At 74.3% G+C, this 21,871-nt stretch carries 20 protein-coding genes; 11 read left to right on the top strand and 9 right to left on the bottom strand.

The features are described 5' to 3' along the window. Nucleotides 1-157: 157 nt before the first annotated feature. Nucleotides 158-1,312 carry a sensor histidine kinase gene (locus OO57_RS03920; protein ID WP_033250854.1) on the top strand — a complete coding sequence of 385 codons (1,155 nt, stop codon included), beginning with the start codon at nucleotides 158-160 and terminating at the stop codon, nucleotides 1,310-1,312. Between the two features lie 96 nt (nucleotides 1,313-1,408). Here OO57_RS03920 and OO57_RS03915 read toward each other — a convergent pair whose 3' ends face one another. After that, complete coding sequence (locus tag OO57_RS03915; protein ID WP_033250940.1) at nucleotides 1,409-2,455, bottom strand: S1C family serine protease; 1,047 nt, start codon at nucleotides 2,453-2,455, stop codon at nucleotides 1,409-1,411. Between the two features lie 182 nt (nucleotides 2,456-2,637). On the opposite strand from OO57_RS03915, the gene galE reads away from it, so the two are divergent. Further along, complete coding sequence (gene galE / locus OO57_RS03910) at nucleotides 2,638-3,612, top strand: UDP-glucose 4-epimerase GalE (RefSeq protein ID WP_033250853.1); 975 nt, start codon at nucleotides 2,638-2,640, stop codon at nucleotides 3,610-3,612. 66 nt (nucleotides 3,613-3,678) lie between these two features. Here galE and OO57_RS03905 read toward each other — a convergent pair whose 3' ends face one another. Next, nucleotides 3,679-6,012, bottom strand: coding sequence for a serine/threonine-protein kinase (locus OO57_RS03905; RefSeq protein WP_033250852.1), 2,334 nt, complete (start codon nucleotides 6,010-6,012; stop codon nucleotides 3,679-3,681). A 316-nt stretch (nucleotides 6,013-6,328) separates the two neighbouring features. Here OO57_RS03905 and OO57_RS03900 point away from each other — a divergent pair, with 316 nt between their 5' ends. Beyond that, nucleotides 6,329-6,970 carry a TetR family transcriptional regulator gene (locus tag OO57_RS03900; RefSeq protein WP_033250851.1) on the top strand — a complete coding sequence of 214 codons (642 nt, stop codon included), beginning with the start codon at nucleotides 6,329-6,331 and terminating at the stop codon, nucleotides 6,968-6,970. A 197-nt stretch (nucleotides 6,971-7,167) separates the two neighbouring features. Here the strand turns inward: OO57_RS03900 and OO57_RS03895 are convergent, their stop codons facing one another. The 6 genes from OO57_RS03895 to OO57_RS03870 all read right to left on the bottom strand — a co-directional run bounded on the left by OO57_RS03895 (nucleotide 7,168) and on the right by OO57_RS03870 (nucleotide 12,796). Beyond that, the gene (locus OO57_RS03895; protein WP_033250850.1) at nucleotides 7,168-8,112 is read right to left on the bottom strand and encodes a beta-ketoacyl-ACP synthase III; all 945 of its coding nucleotides are present in this window, start codon (nucleotides 8,110-8,112) and stop codon (nucleotides 7,168-7,170) included. Nucleotides 8,113-8,209: 97 nt separating this feature from the next. Next, nucleotides 8,210-9,127, bottom strand: a complete 918-nt coding sequence (locus OO57_RS03890) for a L,D-transpeptidase family protein (RefSeq protein ID WP_033250849.1) — start codon at nucleotides 9,125-9,127, stop codon at nucleotides 8,210-8,212. A gap of 202 nt (nucleotides 9,128-9,329) precedes the next feature. After that, complete coding sequence (gene mqnE / locus OO57_RS03885; protein WP_033250848.1) at nucleotides 9,330-10,493, bottom strand: aminofutalosine synthase MqnE; 1,164 nt, start codon at nucleotides 10,491-10,493, stop codon at nucleotides 9,330-9,332. 53 nt (nucleotides 10,494-10,546) lie between these two features. Then, nucleotides 10,547-11,509, bottom strand: a complete 963-nt coding sequence (locus OO57_RS03880) for a threonine ammonia-lyase (RefSeq protein WP_033250847.1) — start codon at nucleotides 11,507-11,509, stop codon at nucleotides 10,547-10,549. Nucleotides 11,510-11,538: 29 nt separating this feature from the next. Further along, complete coding sequence (locus tag OO57_RS03875) at nucleotides 11,539-12,000, bottom strand: Lrp/AsnC family transcriptional regulator (RefSeq protein WP_033250846.1); 462 nt, start codon at nucleotides 11,998-12,000, stop codon at nucleotides 11,539-11,541. Between the two features lie 118 nt (nucleotides 12,001-12,118). Then, entirely contained in the window at nucleotides 12,119-12,796 is a 678-nt protein-coding gene (locus OO57_RS03870; RefSeq protein ID WP_033250845.1) for a UbiX family flavin prenyltransferase, read from the bottom strand. A gap of 140 nt (nucleotides 12,797-12,936) precedes the next feature. On the opposite strand from OO57_RS03870, the gene OO57_RS03865 reads away from it, so the two are divergent. After that, nucleotides 12,937-13,677, top strand: coding sequence for a cyclase family protein (locus OO57_RS03865; protein ID WP_033250844.1), 741 nt, complete (start codon nucleotides 12,937-12,939; stop codon nucleotides 13,675-13,677). 118 nt (nucleotides 13,678-13,795) lie between these two features. After that, the gene (locus OO57_RS03860) at nucleotides 13,796-14,506 is read left to right on the top strand and encodes an MOSC domain-containing protein (protein ID WP_033250843.1); all 711 of its coding nucleotides are present in this window, start codon (nucleotides 13,796-13,798) and stop codon (nucleotides 14,504-14,506) included. On the opposite strand, the gene OO57_RS03855 is transcribed toward OO57_RS03860, so the two are convergent. After that, nucleotides 14,507-14,884 carry a VOC family protein gene (locus OO57_RS03855; RefSeq protein WP_033250842.1) on the bottom strand — a complete coding sequence of 126 codons (378 nt, stop codon included), beginning with the start codon at nucleotides 14,882-14,884 and terminating at the stop codon, nucleotides 14,507-14,509. It abuts the gene before it with no gap. Nucleotides 14,885-15,108: 224 nt separating this feature from the next. Here OO57_RS03855 and OO57_RS03850 point away from each other — a divergent pair, with 224 nt between their 5' ends. The 6 genes from OO57_RS03850 to OO57_RS03825 are packed head-to-tail and all read left to right on the top strand — an operon-like array spanning nucleotide 15,109 to nucleotide 21,764. After that, entirely contained in the window at nucleotides 15,109-15,873 is a 765-nt protein-coding gene (locus tag OO57_RS03850) for a GntR family transcriptional regulator (RefSeq protein ID WP_033250841.1), read from the top strand. Nucleotides 15,874-15,918: 45 nt separating this feature from the next. After that, on the top strand, nucleotides 15,919-16,146 hold the full coding sequence (locus OO57_RS03845; RefSeq protein WP_033250840.1) for a 4Fe-4S dicluster domain-containing protein: 228 nt from the start codon (nucleotides 15,919-15,921) through the stop codon (nucleotides 16,144-16,146). Between the two features lie 11 nt (nucleotides 16,147-16,157). Then, nucleotides 16,158-17,549: an ABC transporter substrate-binding protein gene (locus tag OO57_RS03840; protein WP_033250839.1), complete on the top strand. Its 1,392-nt coding sequence runs from the start codon at nucleotides 16,158-16,160 to the stop codon at nucleotides 17,547-17,549. Beyond that, nucleotides 17,546-18,331 carry an ABC transporter permease gene (locus tag OO57_RS03835; protein WP_051776517.1) on the top strand — a complete coding sequence of 262 codons (786 nt, stop codon included), beginning with the start codon at nucleotides 17,546-17,548 and terminating at the stop codon, nucleotides 18,329-18,331. The genes OO57_RS03840 and OO57_RS03835 overlap by 4 nt, the downstream gene beginning before the upstream one ends. Beyond that, nucleotides 18,328-19,044 carry an ABC transporter ATP-binding protein gene (locus OO57_RS03830; RefSeq protein WP_051776515.1) on the top strand — a complete coding sequence of 239 codons (717 nt, stop codon included), beginning with the start codon at nucleotides 18,328-18,330 and terminating at the stop codon, nucleotides 19,042-19,044. Before OO57_RS03835 ends, OO57_RS03830 begins: the two co-directional genes overlap by 4 nt. Before the next feature lie 32 nt (nucleotides 19,045-19,076). Further along, on the top strand, nucleotides 19,077-21,764 hold the full coding sequence (locus OO57_RS03825) for a fumarate reductase/succinate dehydrogenase flavoprotein subunit (protein WP_033250838.1): 2,688 nt from the start codon (nucleotides 19,077-19,079) through the stop codon (nucleotides 21,762-21,764). The last annotated feature ends 107 nt before the right edge of the window (nucleotides 21,765-21,871 follow it).

Below are 21,871 nucleotides of genomic sequence, written 5' to 3'. Positions count from 1 at the left end.
TCCGCTTGCGGACGGTCCGGGCCCGGAGCACACCGCCGGGGGTGGGGATAACCCCCGGAAGAAGAGGGAGTGCAGCACCATGGCGGGGGGCGGTCGCCGACCGGGATGCTGGTGATCGACAAAGCACCGGCGAGACCACCAGGAGAGGGCGCCGACCATGGAGAACGAGGCGAAGCGCCCGTCGTTGTACGGGCCGCAGCTGTGGCGGCAGGTGCGCAACGCCCTGCTGAACTTCCCGATCGGGGTGGCCGGGTTCGTCGTGGCGGCCGTGCTGCTGACGACGGGGCTCGGCCTGGCGGTGACGCTGGTCGGGCTGCCGCTGCTGGCCTTCGGGCTGGGCTGCTGCCGCTGGTTCGGCCGGGTGGCCCGGGCCCGGGCGCGGGCCGAGCTGGGCAGCAGGGTCACCGAGCCGGAGCCGCTGCGTCCGGTCCGGGCCGGGCTGGCCGGCCGGGTGGTGGCCGCGCTGGGCGACGGGCTGAACTGGCGCTCCGCGCTGTACTGCGTGGCGCTGCTGGTCTGGGGCGTCCTGAGCTTCGTGCTGACGCTGGTGCTGCTGGTGGTCGGCTGGCCGGTGCTGCCCTGGGCGATGGCGTCGATCAGCTGGGTCTCCCGGCTGCTGGTGGAGTCGCTGCTGTGGCCGGGCGCGCTGGCCGAGCGGGTCCGCGAGCTGGAGGACGACCGGGGCGTGGTGGTCGACACCGCCGCGGCCGACCTGCGCCGCATCGAGCGCGACCTGCACGACGGCGCGCAGGCCCGGCTGGTCGCCCTGGCGATGGACCTGGGCCTGGCCAAGGAGAAGCTGACGGAGGACCCGGTGGCCGCGCAGAAGATGGTCGACGCGGCGCACGGCGAGGTCAAGCTCGCCCTGCAGGAGCTGCGCGACCTGGCCCGCGGCATCCACCCCGCGGTGCTCACCGACCGCGGGCTGGACGCGGCGCTCTCCTCGGTCGCGGCCCGCTGCACGCTGCCCGGCGGCGTCCGGGTGCACGTCGAGCTGGGCGGCGAGCGGCCGGACTCCGCGGTCGAGGGCATCGCCTACTTCACCGTCAGCGAACTGCTGACCAACGCCTCCAAGCACTCCGGCGCCCGCACCGCCACGGTGGAGGTCTGGCGCCAGGAGAACCGGCTGATGCTGACGGTGCGGGACGACGGCCGCGGCGGCGCCCTGGTGCACCCGGGCGGCGGGCTGGCCGGCCTGGCCGAGCGGGCCGAGTCGGTGGACGGCGTCTTCGTGGTCGACAGTCCGGAGCAGGGCCCGACCTCGGTGACGGTCGAGCTGCCCTGGCACACCCGGGCCGGCCACAAGAGCTGACCGCCCCCTCCCCCGGGCCCGGCCACGGACGTGGACGGGCCCGGAGTGCCGCCTCCCTTGCGCGGTACGGCACTCCGGGCCCGGGTCTGCGGGGCGCTACAGCGTCCCGAGGGTGACCTCCGCGCTCTTGCCCTGCCCGTCCCGCTGGTAGCCGACGGTGACCTTGTCGCCGGGGCTGAGGGCGGCCAGGGCGGTGGTCAGCGCGGCGGGGCTGGTGATCGCGGTGTCGTTGACCTTGGTGATCACGTCTCCGGCCTGCAGCCCGGCGGCGGCGGCCGGGCCGCCGTCGACCACCGAGACCACCGCGGCGCCGGCCGGCTGGAAGTTCGCGTCGAAGTACGGGCGGACGGTCACCCCGAGCCCGGCCCGGCCGGAGTTGGTGACCTTGCCGTCCTTGATCAGCTGGTTGGCGATGCTGGTCACGGTGACCGCGGGGATGGCGAAGCCGATGCCGGGCGCGGCCGAGCCGTTCAGCTCGGGGTCGACGGCGGTCAGCGTGTTGATCCCGATCACCTGGCTGGAGAGGTTGACCAGCGCGCCGCCGCTGTTGCCGGGGTTGATCGCGGCCGAGGTCTGCACCATGTTGCCGATGGTGGCGCCGGGCGACCCGGCCGACTGCGGTTCGCTGACGGTCCGCCCGACCGCCGAGACGATGCCCTGGGTGACGCTGCTGGAGAGGCCGAGCGGGCTGCCCATCGCCAGCGTGATCTGCCCGACCGCGACCTTGGAGCTGTCCGCGAAGGTGGCGGGCTTGAGGCCGCTGGGCGTGCTGCTGAGCTTGATCACCGCGAGGTCGGACTCCGGGTAGCTGCCGACCAGGGTGGCGTCCAGCGGCTTGGTGCTGTTGGCCAGCGTCACGGTGAAGGTGGAGGCGCTGCCGACCACGTGCGCGTTGGTGACGATGTCGCCCTTGTCGTCGAAGACGATCCCGGAGCCGAGGCCGTCCCCCGCGGTGATCTGCACCACCGAGGGCAGCACCTGGGAGATCACGTGCTGGTAGTCCTGCTCCAACTGGTTGCTGCTGGCCGGGGCGGGCGCGGACGAGGAGCTGCTGGCCGCCGCCGTGGAGCTGGACCCGGTGTCGGAGCTGGAACAACCGCTGGCCAGCAGCGCCGCCGCCGCGATCAGCGCCGCGGGCCCCACCCAGAGCTTGGGCCCGGTGGGCCGGGGGCCGGCCGGGAGCGGACGGGTCGGTTCCTTCTTCGGGCGCACGGCGGCCACCTCCGGTCGCTGGACAGAGCTTTGTCAGCATTTCACCGATTTGTCCGAATGTTCGGGCAACACACCCGGGGAGCCCGCCGAAAGGCGCCCTCTAGGATCGGGCCATGACCTGGTTGATCACGGGAGGGGCCGGCTACATCGGCGGCCACGTCGTCCGGGAGCTGGCCGCGGCCGGCGTCCCCACCGTCGTCCTGGACGACCTGAGCAGCGGGACGGCCGCCAACCTGCCGCCCGGCGTCCCGCTGGTGACCGGCTCCACGCTGGACCGCCCGCTGCTGGACCGCGCCCTCGCCGAGCACGGCGTCACCGGCGTGCTGCACCTGGCCGCCCGCAAGCAGGTCGGCGAGTCCGTCGAGCGGCCGCTGTTCTACTACCACGAGAACGTGGAGGGCCTGCGCGCCGTGCTGGCCGCCGCGGTCGACGCGGGCGTGCGCCGGGTGGTGCTCTCCTCCTCCGCCGCCGTCTACGGCATGCCGGACGTCGACCTGGTCGACGAGTCCACCCCCTGCCGGCCGATGAACCCGTACGGCGAGACCAAGCTGGCCGGCGAGTGGCTGCTGAACGCCTGCGCCGCCGCGCACGGCCTCTCCGCGGTCTCGCTGCGGTACTTCAACGTGGCGGGCGCCGCCACCCCCGAGCTGTCCGACCCGGGCGCGGCCAACCTGGTGCCGCTGGTGCTCCAGCGGCTGACCGCCGGGCTGCCGCCGCTGGTGTTCGGCGACGACTACCCGACCCCGGACGGCACCTGCGTCCGCGACTACATCCACGTCTCGGACGTCGCGGCCGCGCACGTCGCCGCCGTCCGCCGGCTGGAGGCGGCCGGGCCCGGCGAGCGGGTCGGGCTGACCCTGAACATCGGCACCGGCCGCGGCGTCTCGGTGCGCGAGATGATCGCCGAGGTCGCCGAGGTCACCGGCCTCCGGATCGCCCCGGAGGTGACCGCCCGCCGCCCCGGCGACCCGGCCCGGGTGGTGGCCTCCGCCGAGCTGATCCGCCGCGAGCTCGGCTGGAGCGCGGAGCACGACGTCCGCTCGATGGTCGTCTCGGCCTGGGCGGGCTGGCGGCACCGCCACCCGTAGGGCGCCCGCGGTGCGGCCCCGGGCCCGCCGGGAGGCGGTGTCCGGGGCCGTACCGTTCCTGCGGGCCTACTGCGGGACGGCGGTGCCGTAGAAGGAGTCCAGCGCGTACACGCAGCGGTCCTTGGAGCCGACGAAGACCCGGCCGCCGACCGCCACCGGGGAGCCGGTCAGCTCGCCCTTGGTGCCCAGCTCCCAGCGCAGCCGGCCGCTGGCCAGTTCCAGGGTGTGCAGCGAGTGGTCGCGGCTGCCGAGGTGGACCAGGCCCTCGGAGACCGCCGGGGAGCCCACCAGGTCGCCCCGGGTGGTGTAGCGCCAGCGCTCCCGGCCGTCGGCCGCCTCGAAGGCGAACAGGGTGTCGCCGGAGCCCAGCAGCACCGTCCCGTCGGCGACCACGGCCGGTTCGGCGCTCTGCCGGGAGGCGCTGGCGGCCCGCCACAGGCCGTGGCCGGTGGCGGCGTCCAGCGCGTACAGGGTGCCGAGGTAGTCGGCGACGTACACCGCCCGGCCGTCCACCGCGGGCGGGGTGAACAGCACCACGGGCGCGTCGAAGCGCCAGCGCTCGGCGCCGGTGGCGGCGTCCAGCGCGTGCACCCGCTGGCCGGAGGTCACGTACAGCACCCCGCCGCGCTCGACCGGGCGGGACGGCACCTCGCCGCCCACCGGGACCGACCAGCGCACCCCGGAGCCCAGCGGGTCCACGCAGTGCAGGCGGCCGCCGCCCTGGTAGTAGGCCGCACCGGCGATCAGCGCCGGGCCGGCCTGCGGGTTCTCGTACTCCTGCTGGGCGTCGTCGGCCCGCCACAGCTCGGCGCCGGTGGCCGCGGCGCGCAGCTGCACGCCGCCGCCGCGGACGCCGCAGCACAGCACGCCGTCGGCGGCGTCCAGCGAGTACACCCAGCCGTCCAGCGAGTGCCGCCAGCGCTCGGTGCCGTCGGCGGCGTCCACCGTGTACAGGTGCGGGCCGTCGGCGGCGTGCACCCGGCCGCCGTCCACGGCCAGCGCCCAGGCGACGTCCCGGGTCTTCCAGCGGCGCTCGCCGGAGCCGATGTCCAGGGCGTGCACCTCGAAGCTGGAGGCGAACAGCGTGCCGTCGGCGACCACCGGGGTGCCCCACACGTCGTTCGACATCCGGAACCGCCAGGGCCGCCAGCGCGCCGCGGGCAGCGGCGGGGCGGCGGACGGCGCGGAGCTGCGGCGCACCCAGTCGGTACCGACCGGGGCGGGCGTGGGCGCGGCCGGTTCGGCCCGCGGCCCGGGCCCTATCGGCACGTGCGCGCCGGGCAGCCGGACCTCGGCCTCGCCCGGGCCGCCGACCACCGGACGCAGCGCCGGGCGCACCCGCTCGGTGACCACCTCGGCCTCGGAGACCGGCCCGGCCTGCCCCACCGGCCCGAGCGCCCCGACCGGGGCCGGGGCGGGCGGCAGCGGCGGCGGGCCGGCCGGCTGGGCGGGCAGCGCCACCTGCTGCTGCGGCCGGGCCGGGGGCTGCTGCTGGGCGCTGGGGGGACGTCTGCTGCTGCGCTTGGCCTCGATCAGGTCGAGCGCGGCGGGCGGCAGCCAGTCCCCGGCCTCGCCGGAGGCGTCGGCCCGGGAGAACAGGTGCGGGGCCAGCTCGGCCTGGATCTGGGCGGGCGTGGGCCGGTGCTCGGGGGTGGGCCGCATGCAGGCCCGGACCAGGTCGAACAGCTCGACCGGCAGCCCGGACAGGTCGGGCTGGTCGCGCAGCAGCTGGAACACCGTCTCGACCGGGTTGGAGCCGCGGTACGGCGGGTGGCCGGTGGCGCAGAACACCACCAGCGAGCCGAGCGAGAACACGTCGCTGGCGCCGGTGACGCTGCGGCTGTCGCGGGCCTGCTCGGGCGACATGTAGGCGGGCGTGCCGACCGCGACGTTGGTCATGGTGAGCCGGGTGCTGGAGACGCCGGCCGCGATGCCGAAGTCGATCACCCGCGGGCCGTCCTCGACCACCAGCACGTTGGACGGCTTGAGGTCGCGGTGCACCAGCCCGGCGGCGTGGATGGACTGCAGCGCCTCGGCGATCCCCGCGGTGAGCCAGCGCACCGCGTCGGCGGGCAGCGGGCCGCAGTCGTTGACCAGGTCCTCCAGCGAGGGCGCGGGGACGTAGGCGGTGGCCAGCCACGGGACGGCCGCGTCGGCGTCGGCGTCGACCACGGCGGCGGTGTAGAAGCCGCCGACCGTCTTGGCCGCGGCGATCTCGCGGGCGAAGCGGACCCGGAACAGGTTGTCCTCGGCCAGCTCGCTGCGGACGGTCTTGATGGCCACCCGGCGCCCCGAGGCCGACCGGGCCAGGTACACCAGGCCCATGCCGCCCGCGCCGAGCCGGGCCAGCACTTCGAAGGGCCCGATCCGCCTCGGATCGTGCGCCGTCAGCTGGTCCACTCCGCAGCCACCTCCCCTTCCACCAGCGCCCCCTGGCGGCGGCGCCCCCCGATTCTCCAATGCCCGCCGCCCGGGAGCCAATCTCCCCCGCCCGGGACACGCCCCCGGGTACCGGAGCCGCCCCCTCCGGCGCCCCGTCCGGACCGGTCCGCGGTGGGGTCCCGACCCCCCTCAGCTGACTTGTCGTCACGCTGTGGGGTCATCAGCACACGGGGGGGCAACAACTCAAGCGGAAATGGCACGGTTTCCCCCCTCACCCGGACTAATAGTCGCACTACCGATTAGCGCCAAGATCTTGCCGCTGTAAGCTGACGGCATGACAGGACAAGTTCGCACCGTCGACGGTCGCGTCGCCGGGCGGCGCGGACAGGAGACGCGGCAGAAGCTGCTCGACTGCCTCCGCGAGATGCTCAGCACGTCGCCGTACCGGGACGTCAAGGTCATCGACGTCGCCCGTATGGCGGGAACCTCCCCCGCGACCTTCTACCAGTACTTCCCGGATGTCGAGGGCGCAGTCCTTGAGATCGCCGAGGAAATGGCCGAGGACAGCGGCGGGCTCAAAGAGCTCGTCGATGGAAAGTCCTGGGCGGGAAAGACCGGCTTCACCACTTCCGAAGAACTGGTGGACGGATTCCTCGCCTTCTGGCGCAAGAATGACGCCATTCTCCGAGTGGTCACGCTCGGTGCCGCCGAAGGGGACAAGCGGTTCTTCAAGATCCGCATGAAGGTCCTCAACTCGGTGGCGGCCCCGCTCGCCGAAGCGGTCCGCAACAACCAGGGCAAGACCGACAAGACGGTCGAAGCGTCGGCGGTCGCCGGCGCCCTGGTCTCGTTGCTCGCCGCGGCGGCCGAGCACGGCAAGGCGTTCACCTCGTGGGGCGTGAAGGTCAAGGACCTCAAGCCCAACCTGGCGCTCCAGGTGTACCTGGGAGTCACCGGAAAGAAGCCGCCGAAGTAAGACAGCAGCCCACTGGCGCTCGGCCCCGGTTCCTGTCCGGGTGAGTCGGATGCGGCCGTGCCTCGGGGGAGGTTCGCCGACGTACCGCGGAGCGCCGTCCTTCAACGGACGCAAGGGGCGGCCGGGAGGGTCCTTCTCCTCCCGGCCGCCCCTTCGTGCTGCCGGAACACAGCCCGGAGCACCGCCCGGGGCCCCGCTCAGGGGCAGCGCACGACCTGCCCGGCGTAGGCCAGGCCGCCGCCGAAGCCGAACAGCAGCACCGGGTCGCCGCTGTGCAGCTCGCCGCGCTCGACCAGCTTGGACAGGGCGAGCGGGATGGAGGCGGCGGAGGTGTTGCCGGAGTCGACCACGTCGCGGGCGACCACCGCGTCCTCGGCCAGGCCGAGCTTGCCCGCGATGGCGTCGATGATCCGCAGGTTGGCCTGGTGGGCGACGAAGCCGCGCAGCTCGGACGGGTCGATCCCGGCCTTCTCGCAGGCCTTGCGGGCCAGCGGGGCGACCTGGGTGGTGGCCCAGCGGAAGACGGTCTGGCCCTGCTGGCTGATGACCGGCTTCCAGCCGCTGATCGCGACCGCCTCGCCCTTCTCCGGCTCGGAGCCCCACACCACCGGGCCGATCCCGGCCTGCTCGTCGGGGACCGCCTCCAGGACGGCGGCGCCCGCGCCGTCGCCGAAGATCACGCAGGTGGTGCGGTCGGTCCAGTCGATGATGTCGGACATCCGCTCCACGCCGACCACCAGCGCCCGGGTCGCGGCCCCGGCCCGGATCGCGTGGTCGGCGGTGGCCAGCGCGTACGAGAAGCCCGAGCAGGCGGTGTTCAGCTCGTACGCGGCGGGGGTCGGGATGCCCAGGCGGGCGGCGACGGCGGCGGCGGTGTTGGGGCTGCGCTCGACGGCGGTGCAGGTCGCGACGGCGACCAGGTCGATCTGGTCGGGCGTGGTGCCCGCGTGGGCGAGGGCCTTCTGGGCGGCGCCCACCGCGAGGTCGACCAGGGTCTCGTCCTCCGCGATGTGGCGGGTGCGGATGCCGACCCGGGAGCGGATCCACTCGTCGTCGGTGTCGACCATCGCCGAGAGATCGTCGTTGCTCAGGATCTTCGGCGGCTGGTGGTGGCCCAGCGCCACGATGCGGGAGGCGGTCATACCACCCACTCAACCGGGTTACCGACGAGTCAGGAGGTGACGGCCCGACACAGGATCGGGTGCCGGATGCTGTAGGTCCCTCACAACCGGGGCCTGGTCAGGCGGCCAGCGACTGGGCGTCACCCATCATGATCATCGGGTGCAGCGCCGGGTCCAGGGTCTTGACCAGTTCGACCATGTGGTCCTCGGTCAGCGAGATGCAGCCGTGGGTGGGGCCGCCGTGGTCCAGGTGCAGCCAGATGCCGCCGCCCTTGGCCGCGCCCTGCGGGTAGGCGGTGTCGAGCGGGGACCTGCCCTCGACCCGGTTGTAGTTGATCGCGATCACGTAGTCGAAGGAGCCGGCCAGCGGTTCGTTGTTGAAGCCGCGCCCGGACATCACGAAGCTCTTGCTCTCGTCGTACGGCAGCTTGGAGCCGGGGTCGGCCTTGCGGCCGCCCGCGTCGGTGAGCGAGAACAGGCCGATCGGGCTGCGCAGGTCGCCGGAGCGGTGGTCGGCGGTCCAGCCCTTGTAGGCGTTGTGGGCGGGCCAGGCCTGGCCGGCCTGCCAGCTGCCGTCGGCGTCGCGGGTCCACAGCGTGACGGTGTTGTCCGAGGAGTCCTTGCCCTGGCCGCTGGCGACCAGCAGCTGGCGGGTGTCGGCGGGCACCCGGGCCATCCAGGAGGCGCCGATGCCCGGGATGCTGGTGATCCGCTCCCGGTCGGAGCGGTCCGCGGCGGGGGCCTCGGTGTGCTGTCCGGCGTCGGCGGCCTGCATCGGCACGACCTCGGGCTCGTGGTCGGGGGCCGCGCTGGCGGTGCTCGCCTGGAAGTCCCGGCCCGGCCCGACGGCGAACCAGCCGGCCGCGAGGGCCAGCAGGGTGGCGGTGCCGACGGTGAGCTTGCGGACGCGGCGCGGCCTCGCCTTGCGGCGGCTGCGGCGGGTGGCGGCTCGGCCCTGGGACTGCTCGGCCTCGCTCCGGTCGGTCGGCGCGGAGGCCGGGCGGCGGGGCGAGGCGGCGCGATGGGAACCGGACATGCGAACGATCCTCCCAGACCTCGGGGACGCGACGGAACCCGGGCCGTGTGATGAGCCTGTGAGCATACGCGCTCAGGAAACGTTTCTTCCCGCTGTCGACTGCCCCGGTAGTGCGTCTTCACCCCGTGCGCCCCCGGGGAAACGCAGCGCGCCCGGTGGCCGGAAACCGGTCACCGGGCGCGCTGCGCGACGTGGCGGGACGTCAGAGGCGCATCGCCTGCGGGGTCTCCCGGCGCGCGAGGTCCGGGCCGTCGTACTCGCGGATGACCTCGTAGCGGGTGTTGCGCTCGACCGGGCGGAAGCCCGCGTCCCGGATCAGGCCGAGCAGGTCGTCGCGGCCCAGCTTGTTGGGGGTGCCGAAGTTGTCCGCGTCGTGGGTGATCTTGTACTCGACCACCGAGCCGTCCATGTCGTCCGCGCCGTGGCTGAGGGCCAGCTGGGCGGTGGTGACGCCGTGCATCACCCAGAACACCTTGACGTGCGGGACGTTGTCGAACAGCAGGCGGGACACCGCGAAGGTCTTCAGCGCCTCGGCGCCGGTGGCCATCTCGGTGCGCGCCATCAGGCGGTTGCGGACCTTGCCGTCCTTGGAGTCGTGGAAGTCGTGCTGGTAGCGCAGCGGGATGAAGACCTGGAAGCCGCCGGTCTCGTCCTGCAGCTCGCGCAGCCGCAGCACGTGGTCGACCCGGTGGCGGGGCTCCTCGATGTGGCCGTACAGCATGGTGGCCGGGGTCCTGAGGCCCTTCTCGTGCGCCAGGCGGTGGATCCGCGACCAGTCCTCCCAGTGGGTGTCGTGGTCGACGATGTGCTGGCGGACCTCCCAGTCGAAGATCTCCGCGCCGCCGCCGGTCAGCGACTCCAGGCCGGCGTCGATCAGCTCGTCCAGGATCTCGCTCGCGCTCAGGCCGCTGATCCGCTCGAACCAGTGGATCTCGGTGGCGGTGAACGCCTTCAGCGAGACGTTCGGCAGCGCGGCCTTCAGCTCCCTGAGGGAGCGCGGGTAGTAGCGCCACGGCAGGGTCGGGTGCAGGCCGTTGACGATGTGCAGCTCGGTCAGCGACTCCGACTCCATCGCCTTGGCGAGCCGGACGGCCTCCTCGATCCGCATCGTGTACGCGTCCTTCTCGCCCGGCTTGCGCTGGAACGAGCAGTACGCGCAGGAGGCGCTGCAGACGTTGGTCATGTTCAGGTGGCGGTTGACGTTGAAGTGGACGACGTCGCCGTTCTTCTGCGTCCGCACGTGGTGCGCCAGCCCGCCCAGCCAGGCCAGGTCGTCGCTCGCGTAGAGCGCGATCCCGTCCTCGCGGGTCAGCCGCTCACCGGCGTAGACCTTCGCCTCCAGCTCGCGCTTGAGCCCTGCGTCCATGCGGCGCTCCGCCTCCTTGCGACTTCGATTCGTTGCCGGGACCGAGACTACGCCTAGGTAGCCAGCAGACCGGCCAGCAGGGCGGGGTCGAGGTTGCCGCCGCTGACGACCGCCGCGAACACCCTTCCGCCCAGCTCCCCGGCCCGGTGGAAGTACGCGGCCGGGGCGACCGCGCCGGAGGGCTCGGCGACCAGGCGGCCGCGGCGGGCCAGCAGGGCGACGGTGGCCCGGATCTCGTCCTCGGAGACGGTGACGATGTCGTCCACGTAGGCGGTGATGTGCTCGAACGGCAGCACGCCCACCGACGGGGTGCGCAGGCCGTCCGCGATCGTCCGGTAGGTGTCGGCGACCGGCCAGGCGGTGCGCACGCCCGAGCGCAGGCTCTGCTGGGCGTCCGCCGCGAGTTCCGGCTCCACGCCGACCACCCGGACGCCCGGGCAGGCCAGCTTGAGCGCCGCGGCCGTCCCGGAGATCAGGCCGCCGCCGGAGACCGGTACCAGCACGGTGTCCAGCTCGTCCGGGGCGTCCTCGGCGATCTCCAGGCCGACGGTGCCCTGGCCCGCCACGACGTACGGGTCGTCGTACGGCGGCACCCAGACGTAGCCGTGCGCGGCGGCCAGCTCGGCCGGGACGGTGTCGCGCTCCTCGGCGGTCACGATCACCACCTCGGCGCCGAACGCGCGGGTGTTCTCGACCTTCACGGCGGGCGAGGTGTCGGGCATCACGATCACCGCCTTGATGCCGAGCCGCTGCGCCGCGTACGCCACCGCCTGGGCGTGGTTGCCGCTGGACTGGGCCACCACTCCCCTGGCCCGCTCCTCGTCGGTGAGCGCGGCCAGCCGGTTCATCGCCCCGCGGATCTTGAACGCCCCGGTCGGCTGGAGGCTCTCCGGCTTCAGCCAGAGCCGCCGCCCGCCGTCCGCCGCCCACGGGCAGGGCAGCAGCGGGGTGCGCACCGCGGTGCCGGCGATCCGGCGCTGGGCGGCGCGCAGGTCCTCCAGGTCGACCAGGGACATGACGGGGTTCCTCCGTGGGGTGGCGGGGCCTACTCGGCGGGGTGGAGCGGGAGTTCGCTGACCCGGTTCTCCCACTTGGTGGACAGCACCACCGTGGTGCGGGTGCGGGCCACCCCCTTGGTACCGGAGAGCCGCTTGACCACCGACTCCAGGCCCTCCACGTCCGGCACCCGGACCTTCAGCATGTACGAGTCGTCGCCCGCGATGAACCAGCAGTCCTCCACCTCCGGGAGGTCCTTCAGCCGGTGCGAGACGTCGTCGTGGTCGGCCGCGTCGGTGAGCTGGAGGCCGATCAGCGCCGTCACGCCGTAGCCGAGCGTCGCCGGGTTGACCGTCGCCCGGTAGCCGGTGATCACGCCCGCCTGCTCCAGGCGGTTGATCCGGTCCGTCACGCTCGGCCCGGACAGGCCCACCAGGCGGCCCAGCTCGGCGTACGAGGCGCGGCCGTTCTCCCGGAGTGCCTGGATGAGCTGTCTGTCCACAGAGTCCATTGCCTGCCGCGTCCTTCCGAACCTCACCAGAACCACAGATCGTTATCCGGAATCCAAGGCGCTGCGCGCCGATCAACCCGGGTATCCCAGAGAACATACTCTCCCGTAGCGTGCCCGCTCACTCACCCCGGCGCGGGGCGGTTTCCGGACTTCGTTCCGGGGTGCTCGCGGCCTCGCCGAGGGTGCCCGACCAGCGGCGGTACAGCGCGTGCGGGACGGCGACGGCGTCCAGCACCCGGCCCGCCACGAAGTCGACCAGTTCGCGGGCGGTCGAGCCGCCCGCGTAGAAGCCCGGGGACGCCGGGAGGACGACCGCGCCCTGCTCGTCGAGGGCCACCAGGTGGCGCAGCGTGGTGCCGGTCAGCGGGGTCTCGCGCAGGCACAGGACCAGCGGGCGGCGCTCCTTGAGGGTGACCGAGGCGGTGCGCTGCAGCAGGTCCTTGGACAGGCCGAGCGCGATGCCGGCCGCGGCGCCGGTGGTCGCCGGGACGACCAGCATGCCCTTGGCCGGGTACGAGCCGGAGGACGGGCCCGCGGCGAAGTCGCCCGCGGGCCAGTACCGGACGTCGTGCAGCGCGTCCTCGCCGGTGCCGAGCCAGGCGGCCAGGTCGGTGCGCCAGTGCGCGTCGCGGAAGGAGATGCCGGTCTCGTCCAGGACGGTCAGCCGCGCCGCCCGGCTGACGATCAGGTCGACGGCCTCCCCGGCGTCCAGCAGCGCGCGGATCACGGAGGCGGCGTAGGGGGTGCCGCTGGCGCCGGAGACGCCGACGACCCAGGGGGTGCGGGTGGGGCTCATGGGTCCATTGTCGGGGAGGAGGGGGCGCGTCCAGGGGCTCGGGGAACGGCGGGCCCCTGGTGGTGCATGCTCGTCTGCCGACAGTTCCCCGGGCCCCTGAATACGCGCCCTCCTCTTCCCCTCGGGGACAGAATGGGGGCATGGCAGCGGAGTTGGTGGACCTGACGCATCCGGTGGTGTCCGGGATGCCGGTGTACCCGGGGGACCCGGGCGTGGAGTTGCGGGCGGCGCTGACGGTGGAGGGCGAGGGGGTGAACGTGCTGGCGGTGCACCTGGGGTCGCAGACCGGGACGCACGTGGACGCCCCCTACCACCTGGACGTGCGGTGGCCGACCCTGGACGGGCTGCCGCTGGAGCTGTTCACCGGGCCCGCGGTGGTGGTGGACCTGCGGGGGCTGCCGGCCCGCGGGGAGATCACGGCGGCGCACCTGGCGGACGCGCTGGCGCTCTCCGGGCCCGGGACGGTGCTGCTGCTGGCGACGGGGTGGCCGCGGTACTGGGGGACGGACCGCTACTTCGCGCACCCCTACCTGACCGCGGAGGCGGCGGCGGCCGTCGTCGCGGCCGGGGTCCGGACGGTGGGCATCGACGCGCTCTCGGTGGACCCGACCCCGGACCCGGGGCCGTCCGATCCCGAAGTGGCCAGTCTGCTGGCCGAGTTGGCGGACGAGCACGACCCCGAGCCGGAGCAGGCGACGCTGGCCGCGCACCGGGTGCTGCTGGGGCCGGAGGGCGGCGGGGTGATCGCGGAGAACCTGACGGACCTGTCGGCGCTGCTGGCGGCGCAGGCGGCGGGGGTGCCGGTGGAGGTGTCGCTGTTCCCGCTGCGGCTGACGGCGGCGGACGGGGCGCCGGTGCGGGCGGTGGCGCGGATCGGCTGAGCGCGGGACGCCGAGCGCGGGCGGCCGAGCGCGGCGAGGGCCGGCGGGGCGCCAACGGGCGGGTCGGCTCCACGACTTGGTCTAGACCATCCCGGGAGCGCACCGCTAGGCTCCCGCCATGCCTGAGATCGTCGGTGTGGTCGAGCGCTTGTGGCGCTACCCCGTGAAGTCCACGGGCGGCGAGTTGCTCGACTCCGTCGCGGTCGAGGAGCGCGGCCTGGTCGGCGACCGCCTGTACGCGGTGCGCGACGGGGCCGGGAAGCTGGGGTCGGGGAAGAACACCCGGCGCTTCCGCCGGATGGACGGCCTGCTGCGGCTGAGCGCCCGGCTGGGCACCCGGATCGACGGCCCCGAGCTGTTCGACCCGCTGGGCATGCCGGTGCCGGACCCGGACGCCTTCCTGCGCGCCTACCTGGAGCAGGAGGACGTCGGCCTGGCCCGCGAGGACGCCGTCTCGCACTTCGACGAGCTGCCGGTCAGCGTGCTGACCACCGCCACCCTGGACTGGATGGCGCGGGCGGTGCCCACGACGGTGGTGGACGAGCGCCGGTTCCGGCCGAACGTGCTGCTGCGCACCCCGCCGGGGACGCCGCCGTTCGCCGAGGACGGCTGGTCCGGCCGGGAGGGCCGGGTGAAGGGCGGGGTGCGGCTGGCGTTCGTCCGGGCCAGCGTGCGGTGCGCGATGGTGGGGGCGGCGCAGCCCGGGCTGCCGCACGCGCCGGAGATCCTGAAGACGATCGCGCACGAGCGGAGCACCGAGCTGGCCGCGCTGGCCACGGTGGCCCGGCCGGGCCTGCTGCGGGTCGGGGACGCGCTGTCGCTGGCGTGATCAGGCGGAGTGCCGCGGGACCAGGCAGAACGGGTGGCCGGCCGGGTCGGTGAAGACCCCCCACCTGTCGTGGCGGGCCCTGGGCTCGGCGCCGAGGGCGACCACCGCGGCCTCGGCGGCGGCGTAGTCCTCGACCTCGACGTCCAGGTGGAACTGCTGCGGGTGGGCCGGGTCGGGCCAGATCGGCGGGCGGTAGTCCTCGGCCCGCTGGAAGCCGAGCACCCGGCCGTCGGGCAGGTGGACGGTGGACCAGTCCTCGTCCAGCGTCCAGCGCGGGTCGGGGCGGTCCACCTCGCCGCCGAGCAGGGCCGCGTAGAACTGGGCCAGGCCCGCCGGGTAGTGGCAGTCCAGCACCACGCACTGCAGTGTGCCGATCATCGTGTTCCCCGTTCCGCTCGTGGTGGCTCTTCTCGTGGCTCCTCCCCTCCAGGATCGCGCATCGGCGCGGCGGGTGGCGGTTCATCCGGCGGGGAGGGCGTCCGCGCAGGTGGGGGGCGGTTCCGACGGGCCGTCAGGTGGCGTAATGGTGCGGCAACGAAAACCGGGGCGCCCCGGCCCTAGGGTTGCCGCCGACAGCGCAGCCGAGGGCCGGAGCAGACCCGATGACCAGCGAGAACACCGTTCGCAGCCGGAGCAGTGGCGCGGCCAGGCGGCCGCGGGCCGACCGGGCCCGGCAGGTCGCGGACGTGCTGCGGCAGCAGGTGCTGAGCGAGGCGTTCGGGACGGGGCCGCTGCCGCACGAGGACGCACTGGCGCAGGAGTTCGGGGCCTCCCGGAACACCGTGCGGCAGGCGCTGGACCTGCTGCGCGGGGAGGGCCTGGTGCGCCGGGTGCCGGGGTCGGGGACGCTGGTGGCGGCCGAGAAGGTGCCGCACGGGCTGAACCGGCTGGAGGGCCTGGCCGAGACCCTGCACGAGCACGGCGAGGTGGTCAACGAGGTCCGCTCGTTCGGCCCGGTCCGGGCGCCGGGGGCGGTGGCCCGCCGGTTCGGCCTGCCGGACGGGGCGGACGTGGTGTACGTGGAGCGGCTGCGCCGTCTGAACGGGCTGCCGCTGTCGCTGGACCTGACCTACCTGGCGCCGGACATCGGCGCGCTGCTGGCGCCCGCCGACCTCGCCCACCGGGACGTGTTCCGGCTGATCGAGGAGGCCGCCGGGCAGCCGCTGGGCTCCGCGGACATCACCCTGGAGGCCGTCAACGCCGACGCGCACTCCGCCGCCGTGCTCGAAGTTCCGCGCGGTGCGGCCCTGTTGATGCTGGAGCGGCTCACCACGCTGGCCGACGGACGGCCGGTGGACCTGGAGTACGTGCGCTTCCGCGGCGACCGGCTGGCCATGCGCGGCCGCCTGCTGCGCGACCTGTCCTGACCTTTCTCACCCCGAAATCGCCTTCCTCACCCTGGAGTTGGACCGATGGCGCTCGCCGACCACCGCACCGACGTGCCCGTGACCATCGACGCCTCGCTGTGCATCGCCGGCTGCACCCTGTGCGTCGACATGTGCCCGCTGGACTCGCTGGCGATCGACGAGCAGGACGGCACCGCGTACATGCACGTGGACGAGTGCTGGTACTGCGGCCCCTGTGCCGCCCGCTGCCCCACCGGGGCGGTCACCGTCAACATGCCCTACCTGATTCGTTGAGGATGCGTCACATGTCTCGTGCAGTAAGGAAGTTGGGTGTGCTGGCGGCGGTCTCGGCGCTGCTCGCGGGGGCCGCCGGGTACTCCTCGGGGGGCGACCCGAAGACCGTCGAGGTGGTGGTCGGCTACCAGTCGAAGACCATCAACACCGTCACCGCCGGGACGCTGCTGCGGGCCCGCGGCTACTTCGAGCAGCAGCTCGCCGAGCTGGGGAGGCAGGACGGCCGGCACTACGAGGTGGTCTGGCAGGACTACGACGCGGGCGCGCCGATCACCGCGCAGATGCTCGCCGACAAGATCGACATCGGTTCGATGGGCGACTACCCGCTGCTGATCAACGGCTCCCGGGCCCAGGCGGCCGGCGGGCCCGGCACCCGGCTGGTCTCGGTGACCGGCTACAACCTGCTCGGCGCGCTCAACTCCGTGGTGGTGCCGAAGGACTCGCCCGCGCACACGCTGGCCGACCTGAAGGGCAAGAAGGTCTCCAGCTCGGTCGGTTCGGCCTCCGACGGCACCCTGGTGCAGGCCCTGGCGAAGGCCGGGGTCGCCGAGTCCGACATCCAGAAGCAGAACCAGCAGCCGGCCGTCGGCGCCTCCGCCCTGAAGGCGCACGGCGTGGACGCGCTGGCCCAGTTCGTGGCCTGGCCGGCCGCGGTGGTGTTCGCCGGGGACGGGCGGCTGCTGTACGACGGCGCGGCGCTCGGCCGGCCTACCCTGCACGGCGTGGTGGTGCGGCAGAAGTTCGGCACCGCGCACCCCGACGTCGTCCGGGCCTTCCTGCGCGCCCAGGACGCCGCCACCCGCGACCTCAACCAGCACCCGCTGGCCGCCGCGCAGGCCGTCGCCGAGGCCACCGGCCTGCCGCCCGAGGTGGTGTACCTGTACAACGGGCCCAACGGCGTCGCCACCTTCGCCACCGCCCTCGACCCGCGGCTGCTGGACGCGATGCGCGCGGACGTCCCGTTCCTGGCCTCGGTCGGCGTGCTCAAGGCGCTCGACCTGGACCGCTTCACCGACCCGTCCTACCTGAGGGACTCCGGCGTCACCGACGGCGAACCCGCCCGGATCACCGGCACCGACGCGGTCTGCGACCGGCCCGTCACCGACCCCGCGCTGGCCGGGGAGCTCTGGTACGAGGGCGAGCAGTCCACCCGTCCGGCCGCCGACCCGACCTGCCTGCTCAGGGCCGTGAAGGCCGGTGCGGCTTCGGGCACCGGCAAGCTGCGGGCCGCCTACGTGCCCGACGCGGCCACCGGCACCCGCTGGTTCGCCGACCAGGACTGGTGGGTCCGGGACGGCGACGCGTTCAAGCCCTTCACCACCGAGGACGGCGCCGGGGCCTACCTGGCCGCCCACCCGTCCGCCGTCCGGCTGACCTACCAGCAAGCGCTGGACGCCTCGTGACCGCGCGGCGCAGGCTGCTGCGGGCGGCGGCGCTGCTCGGCTTCCTGGGGCTGTGGCAGGCGCTCACCGCCTGGAAGGTGCAGGCCTGGGTGCGCTTCGACCACCTGCCGACCGTGCTGGAGGTCGCCGACGCGCTGAAGGTGCAGCTCGGCACCGCCGTGTACTGGCAGGACCTGGCCGACAGCCTGCGGCGGATCTCCACCGGCTTCGCGCTGGCCGCGCTGCTCGGCGTCACCGCCGGGGTGCTGACCGCCCGCTCGCGCACCGCCGCCGACCTGATCGGCCCGGTGCTGGAGCTGGTCCGGCCGATCCCGGCGATCGCGCTCGTCCCGGTCGCGATCATGCTGTTCCCGGAGAACGAGCAGGGCATCGTGTTCATCACCTGCGCCGCCGCGTTCTTCCCGGTCACGGTGGCCACCCGGCACGCGGTGCGGGCGGTGCCGCCGCGCTGGGAGGAGGCGGTGCGCACGATGGGCGGCGGAACGGGCCGGGTGCTGTTCGGCGTGGTGCTGCCGGGCGCGCTGCCCGGGGTGGTCGGCGGGCTGTCGGTCGGCCTGGGCGTCTCCTGGATCTGCGTGATCTCCGCCGAGATGGTCTCCGGCCAGTACGGCGTCGGCTACCGCACCTGGTCCGCGTACACCGTGCTCGACTACCCGGGGGTGTTCGTCGGGATGGCCACCATCGGGCTGCTCGGCTGGGCCACCTCCGGCGCGGTCGAACTGCTCGGGCGGCGGCTCACCCGCTGGCTGCCCGCGCCGGCTCCTGCGGGGGTGCGGGCATGAGCCTGCGACTGACCGCGCGCGGCCTGAGCGTCGGCCACCCGGGGCAACCGGTCCTGCGGGGCGTCGAGTTGGACGTCGCGCCGGGCGAGGTGCTGACGGTGCTCGGCCCGTCCGGCTGCGGCAAGTCGACCCTGCTGCGGGCGCTGGCCGGGCTGCTGCGGCCCACCGGCGGCGAACTGCTGGCCGACGGACGGCCGTTGACCGGACCCGGCGCCGACCGGGCGCTGGTCTTCCAGGAGGACGGGCTGCTGCCCTGGCGCACCGTCCGCCGCAACGTCGAACTTCCGCTGGCCATCGCCGGGTTGAAGCGCGCCGAGCGGCGCGCCCCGGTCGCCGACTGGCTGGGCCGGGTCGGCCTGGACGACCACGGCGAGCGGCTGCCGAGGGAGTTGTCCGGCGGGCAGCGCCAACGCGTCCAGCTGGCGAGGGCGTTGGCCGGTGCGCCGCGGGCCGTGCTGATGGACGAGCCGTTCGGCGCGCTCGACCCGCAGACCCGCGCCGCGATGCAGCAACTCCTGCTCGCCGTCTGGCAGAAGGAGCGCTGCACGGTCGTCTTCGTCACCCACGACGTGGACGAGGCGCTGCTGCTCGGCGACCGGGTCGCCGTGCTGTCCGGCGGCACGCTGGCCGCCCTGCACGAGGTGCCCGCGCCGCGCGACCCCTCGGCCGACCGGAGCGCGCTGCGCGCGCTGCTGCTCGCCCAGTACACCTGAACGCACCTGAACACACTTGAGAGGCACCGCAGATGCGCACACCCGAGATCAGCGAGGCGCGCCGACTGGAGTGCGACGTCCTGGTGGTCGGCGGCGGCACCGCCGGGTCGATGGCCGCGATCGCCGCCGCCGAGGCCGGAGCGCGCGTCCTGCTGCTGGAGAAGGCGCACGTGCGGCACTCCGGGGCGCTCGCGATGGGCATGGACGGCGTCAACAACGCGATCGTCCCCGGCCGGGCCGACCCGGACGCGTACGTCGCCGAGATCACCCGCGCCAACGACGGCATCGTCAACCAGGCCACCGTCCGGCAGACCGCCCGGCGCGGCTTCGCCATGGTGCAGCGGCTGGAGCGCTACGGCGTCAAGTTCGAGAAGGACGAGCACGGCGAGTACGCGGTCCGGCAGGTGCACCGCTCCGGCTCGTACGTGCTGCCGATGCCCGAGGGCAAGGACGTCAAGAAGGTGCTGTACCGCGTCCTGCGCGAGCGCCGGATGCGCGAGAGGGTCACCATCGAGAACCGGGTGATGCCGGTGCGGGTGCTCACCGAGGGCGGGCGGGCGGTCGGCGCGGCCGGGTTCGACACCCGCAGCGGCGAGTTCGTGCTGGTCTCGGCCGGGGCCGTGGTGCTGGCCACCGGGCCGTGCGGACGGCTCGGGCTGCCCGCCAGCGGCTACCTGTACGGCACCTACGAGAACCCGACCAACGCCGGGGACGGCTACGCGATGGCGTACCACGCGGGCGCGGAGCTCTCCGGCATCGAGTGCTTCCAGGTCAACCCGCTGATCAAGGACTACAACGGCCCCGCCTGCGCGTACGTCGCCAACCCGTTCGGCGGCTACCAGGTCAACCGGCACGGCGAGCGCTTCGTCGACTCCGACTACTGGTCGGGGCAGATGATGGCCGAGTTCGCGGTCGAACTCGCCTCCGAGCGCGGCCCGGTGTACCTGCGGACCACCCACCTGCCGGAGGAGACCGTGCAGGCCCTGGAGTCGATCCTGCACACCACCGAACGCCCCAGCCGGGGCACCTTCCACGCCGGGCGCGGCCACGACTACCGCACCCACGACGTCGAGATGCACATCTCCGAGATCGGCCTGTGCGGCGGCCACAGCGCCAGCGGCGTCTGGGTGGACGAGAACGCCGCGACCACGGTGCCCGGGCTGTACGCGGCCGGTGACCTGGCCTGCGTCCCGCACAACTACATGATCGGGGCGTTCGTCTTCGGCGAGCTGGCCGGGACCCACGCGGCCTCGCAACTCCCGTCCGAGCGGGCGCAGTTGCCGAAGGAGCAGGTCGCCGAGGCGCACCGGCTGGTCTACCGGGCGCTGGAGCGCCCCGACGGGCCGCCGCAGCAGCAGGTCGAGTACAAGCTGCGGCGCTTCGTCAACGACTACGTCGCCCCGCCGAAGACCGGCGCCCGGCTCTCCGTCGCGCTCGACCACTTCGAGCGGATGCGCGGCGAGGTCGCCGCGATCGGCGCCCGCACCCCGCACGAGCTCATGCGCGCGGTCGAGGTCGACTTCATCCGGGACTGCGCCGAGATGGCGGCGCGCGCCTCGCTCGCCCGGGAGGAGTCCCGCTGGGGCCTCTACCACCAGCGCCTGGACCGGCCCGCGCAGGACGACACCCGCTGGTTCCGGCACCTCAACCTGCGCAAGCGGGCCGACGGCGCGATGGAGTTCCTGACCCGGCCGGTCGCGCCCTACCTCGTCCCGGTCGACGGCCTGGAGCCCCCCGCCGGGGAGGTCGAACTGCTCGGCACCGTCGAGGCGATGGCCGTCGGACGCACCGGGACGGCCCCGGGCGCAGCGGGCGGGACGGGGACGGCGGGCGTCGCGAAGCCGCAGGAAGGCGAGCAGGAGAGCGAGCAGGAAGGCGAGCAGGGACGGGTACTGGAGGTGCTGCGGGCGGAGGGAGCGGAGGTCATCGACTACCTGACCGACCGCGACCCGGACGTCCGCCTGGCCGCCGTCGCCGCGCTCACCGAACACACCCCCGACGGCACCGGCCGCGCGCTGGTCGCCGCGCTCGGCGACCCGGACGGGCGGGTCCGCGGCGCGGCCGTCGCGGGCCTGCGCGAACTCGTGGAGGTGCTCGACCCCGCGCTGGGGCCCGCCCTGGCCGGCGCGGCCGACTCCGCCGACCCGGTGGTGCGGGCGGGCGCCCTGGAACTCGCCCGGGTGCTGCGCGGCGGGTCGGTACCGCTGTTCGCGGCCGCCCTGCGGGACCGGGAGGTCCCGGTGCGGCTGCAGGCCGTCCGCGGGCTGGTCTCGCTGGACGCGGCGGACGCGCTGGCCGCCGGGGCGGCGGACACCGCCCGGGAGGTGCGGGTCGCCGTCGGCGAAGGGCTGGGGGTGATCGGCGACGCCGCCTCGGCGCAGGTGCTGGCGGCCCTGGCCGGGGACCCGGACCCGCTGGTGCGGGCGGGGGCGTTCACCGCGGCGGCGGGGCTGGGCGGAGCGCTCGCGGAACTCGCGGAGCGCCCGGACGCGGCCTGGCAGGTCCGGAAGGCCGCCGCGGGCGTGCTGGGCGCGGCCGGACGCTGGGACGCGCTCGTCCCGCTGGCGGCGGACGGGAACGCGGACGTCCGCAAGGCCGCGGTCCGGGCGATGGCGGCGGGGATCGCGGAGGCGGGCGTCACCGCGGCGCTGCGGGAGCGGCTGGCGGACGGGGACGCGGACGTGCGGGCGTACGCGCGGCTGGCGCTGCAGGGCGCGTAAGGGGTGCGCACATCAGGGGCCCGGGAACTGTCGGGCACACGGGCATGCACGTCAGGGGCCCGGGAACTGTCGGGCACACGGGCATGCACGTCAGGGGCCCGGGAACT

The sequence above is a fragment of the Kitasatospora phosalacinea genome (assembly GCF_000717185.1).
Lineage (GTDB): Bacteria > Actinomycetota > Actinomycetes > Streptomycetales > Streptomycetaceae > Kitasatospora > Kitasatospora phosalacinea_A.
Note: the sequence above shows the minus strand (reverse complement) of the source record. Positions and strands in the feature narration are given on the sequence as shown.

Coding starts and splice junctions, on each gene's coding strand:
- OO57_RS03830 (WP_051776515.1), top strand. CDS start 18,328: ATGAGCCTGCGACTGACCGCGCGCGGCCTGAGCGTCGGCCACCCGGGG.
- OO57_RS03850 (WP_033250841.1), top strand. CDS start 15,109: ATGACCAGCGAGAACACCGTTCGCAGCCGGAGCAGTGGCGCGGCCAGG.
- OO57_RS03900 (WP_033250851.1), top strand. CDS start 6,329: ATGACAGGACAAGTTCGCACCGTCGACGGTCGCGTCGCCGGGCGGCGC.
- OO57_RS03865 (WP_033250844.1), top strand. CDS start 12,937: ATGGCAGCGGAGTTGGTGGACCTGACGCATCCGGTGGTGTCCGGGATG.
- OO57_RS03860 (WP_033250843.1), top strand. CDS start 13,796: ATGCCTGAGATCGTCGGTGTGGTCGAGCGCTTGTGGCGCTACCCCGTG.
- OO57_RS03895 (WP_033250850.1), bottom strand. CDS start 8,112: ATGACCGCCTCCCGCATCGTGGCGCTGGGCCACCACCAGCCGCCGAAG.
- OO57_RS03875 (WP_033250846.1), bottom strand. CDS start 12,000: ATGGACTCTGTGGACAGACAGCTCATCCAGGCACTCCGGGAGAACGGC.
- mqnE (WP_033250848.1), bottom strand. CDS start 10,493: ATGGACGCAGGGCTCAAGCGCGAGCTGGAGGCGAAGGTCTACGCCGGT.
- OO57_RS03920 (WP_033250854.1), top strand. CDS start 158: ATGGAGAACGAGGCGAAGCGCCCGTCGTTGTACGGGCCGCAGCTGTGG.
- OO57_RS03855 (WP_033250842.1), bottom strand. CDS start 14,884: ATGATCGGCACACTGCAGTGCGTGGTGCTGGACTGCCACTACCCGGCG.
- OO57_RS03890 (WP_033250849.1), bottom strand. CDS start 9,127: ATGTCCGGTTCCCATCGCGCCGCCTCGCCCCGCCGCCCGGCCTCCGCG.
- OO57_RS03840 (WP_033250839.1), top strand. CDS start 16,158: ATGTCTCGTGCAGTAAGGAAGTTGGGTGTGCTGGCGGCGGTCTCGGCG.
- OO57_RS03825 (WP_033250838.1), top strand. CDS start 19,077: ATGCGCACACCCGAGATCAGCGAGGCGCGCCGACTGGAGTGCGACGTC.
- OO57_RS03845 (WP_033250840.1), top strand. CDS start 15,919: ATGGCGCTCGCCGACCACCGCACCGACGTGCCCGTGACCATCGACGCC.
- OO57_RS03880 (WP_033250847.1), bottom strand. CDS start 11,509: ATGTCCCTGGTCGACCTGGAGGACCTGCGCGCCGCCCAGCGCCGGATC.
- OO57_RS03870 (WP_033250845.1), bottom strand. CDS start 12,796: ATGAGCCCCACCCGCACCCCCTGGGTCGTCGGCGTCTCCGGCGCCAGC.
- galE (WP_033250853.1), top strand. CDS start 2,638: ATGACCTGGTTGATCACGGGAGGGGCCGGCTACATCGGCGGCCACGTC.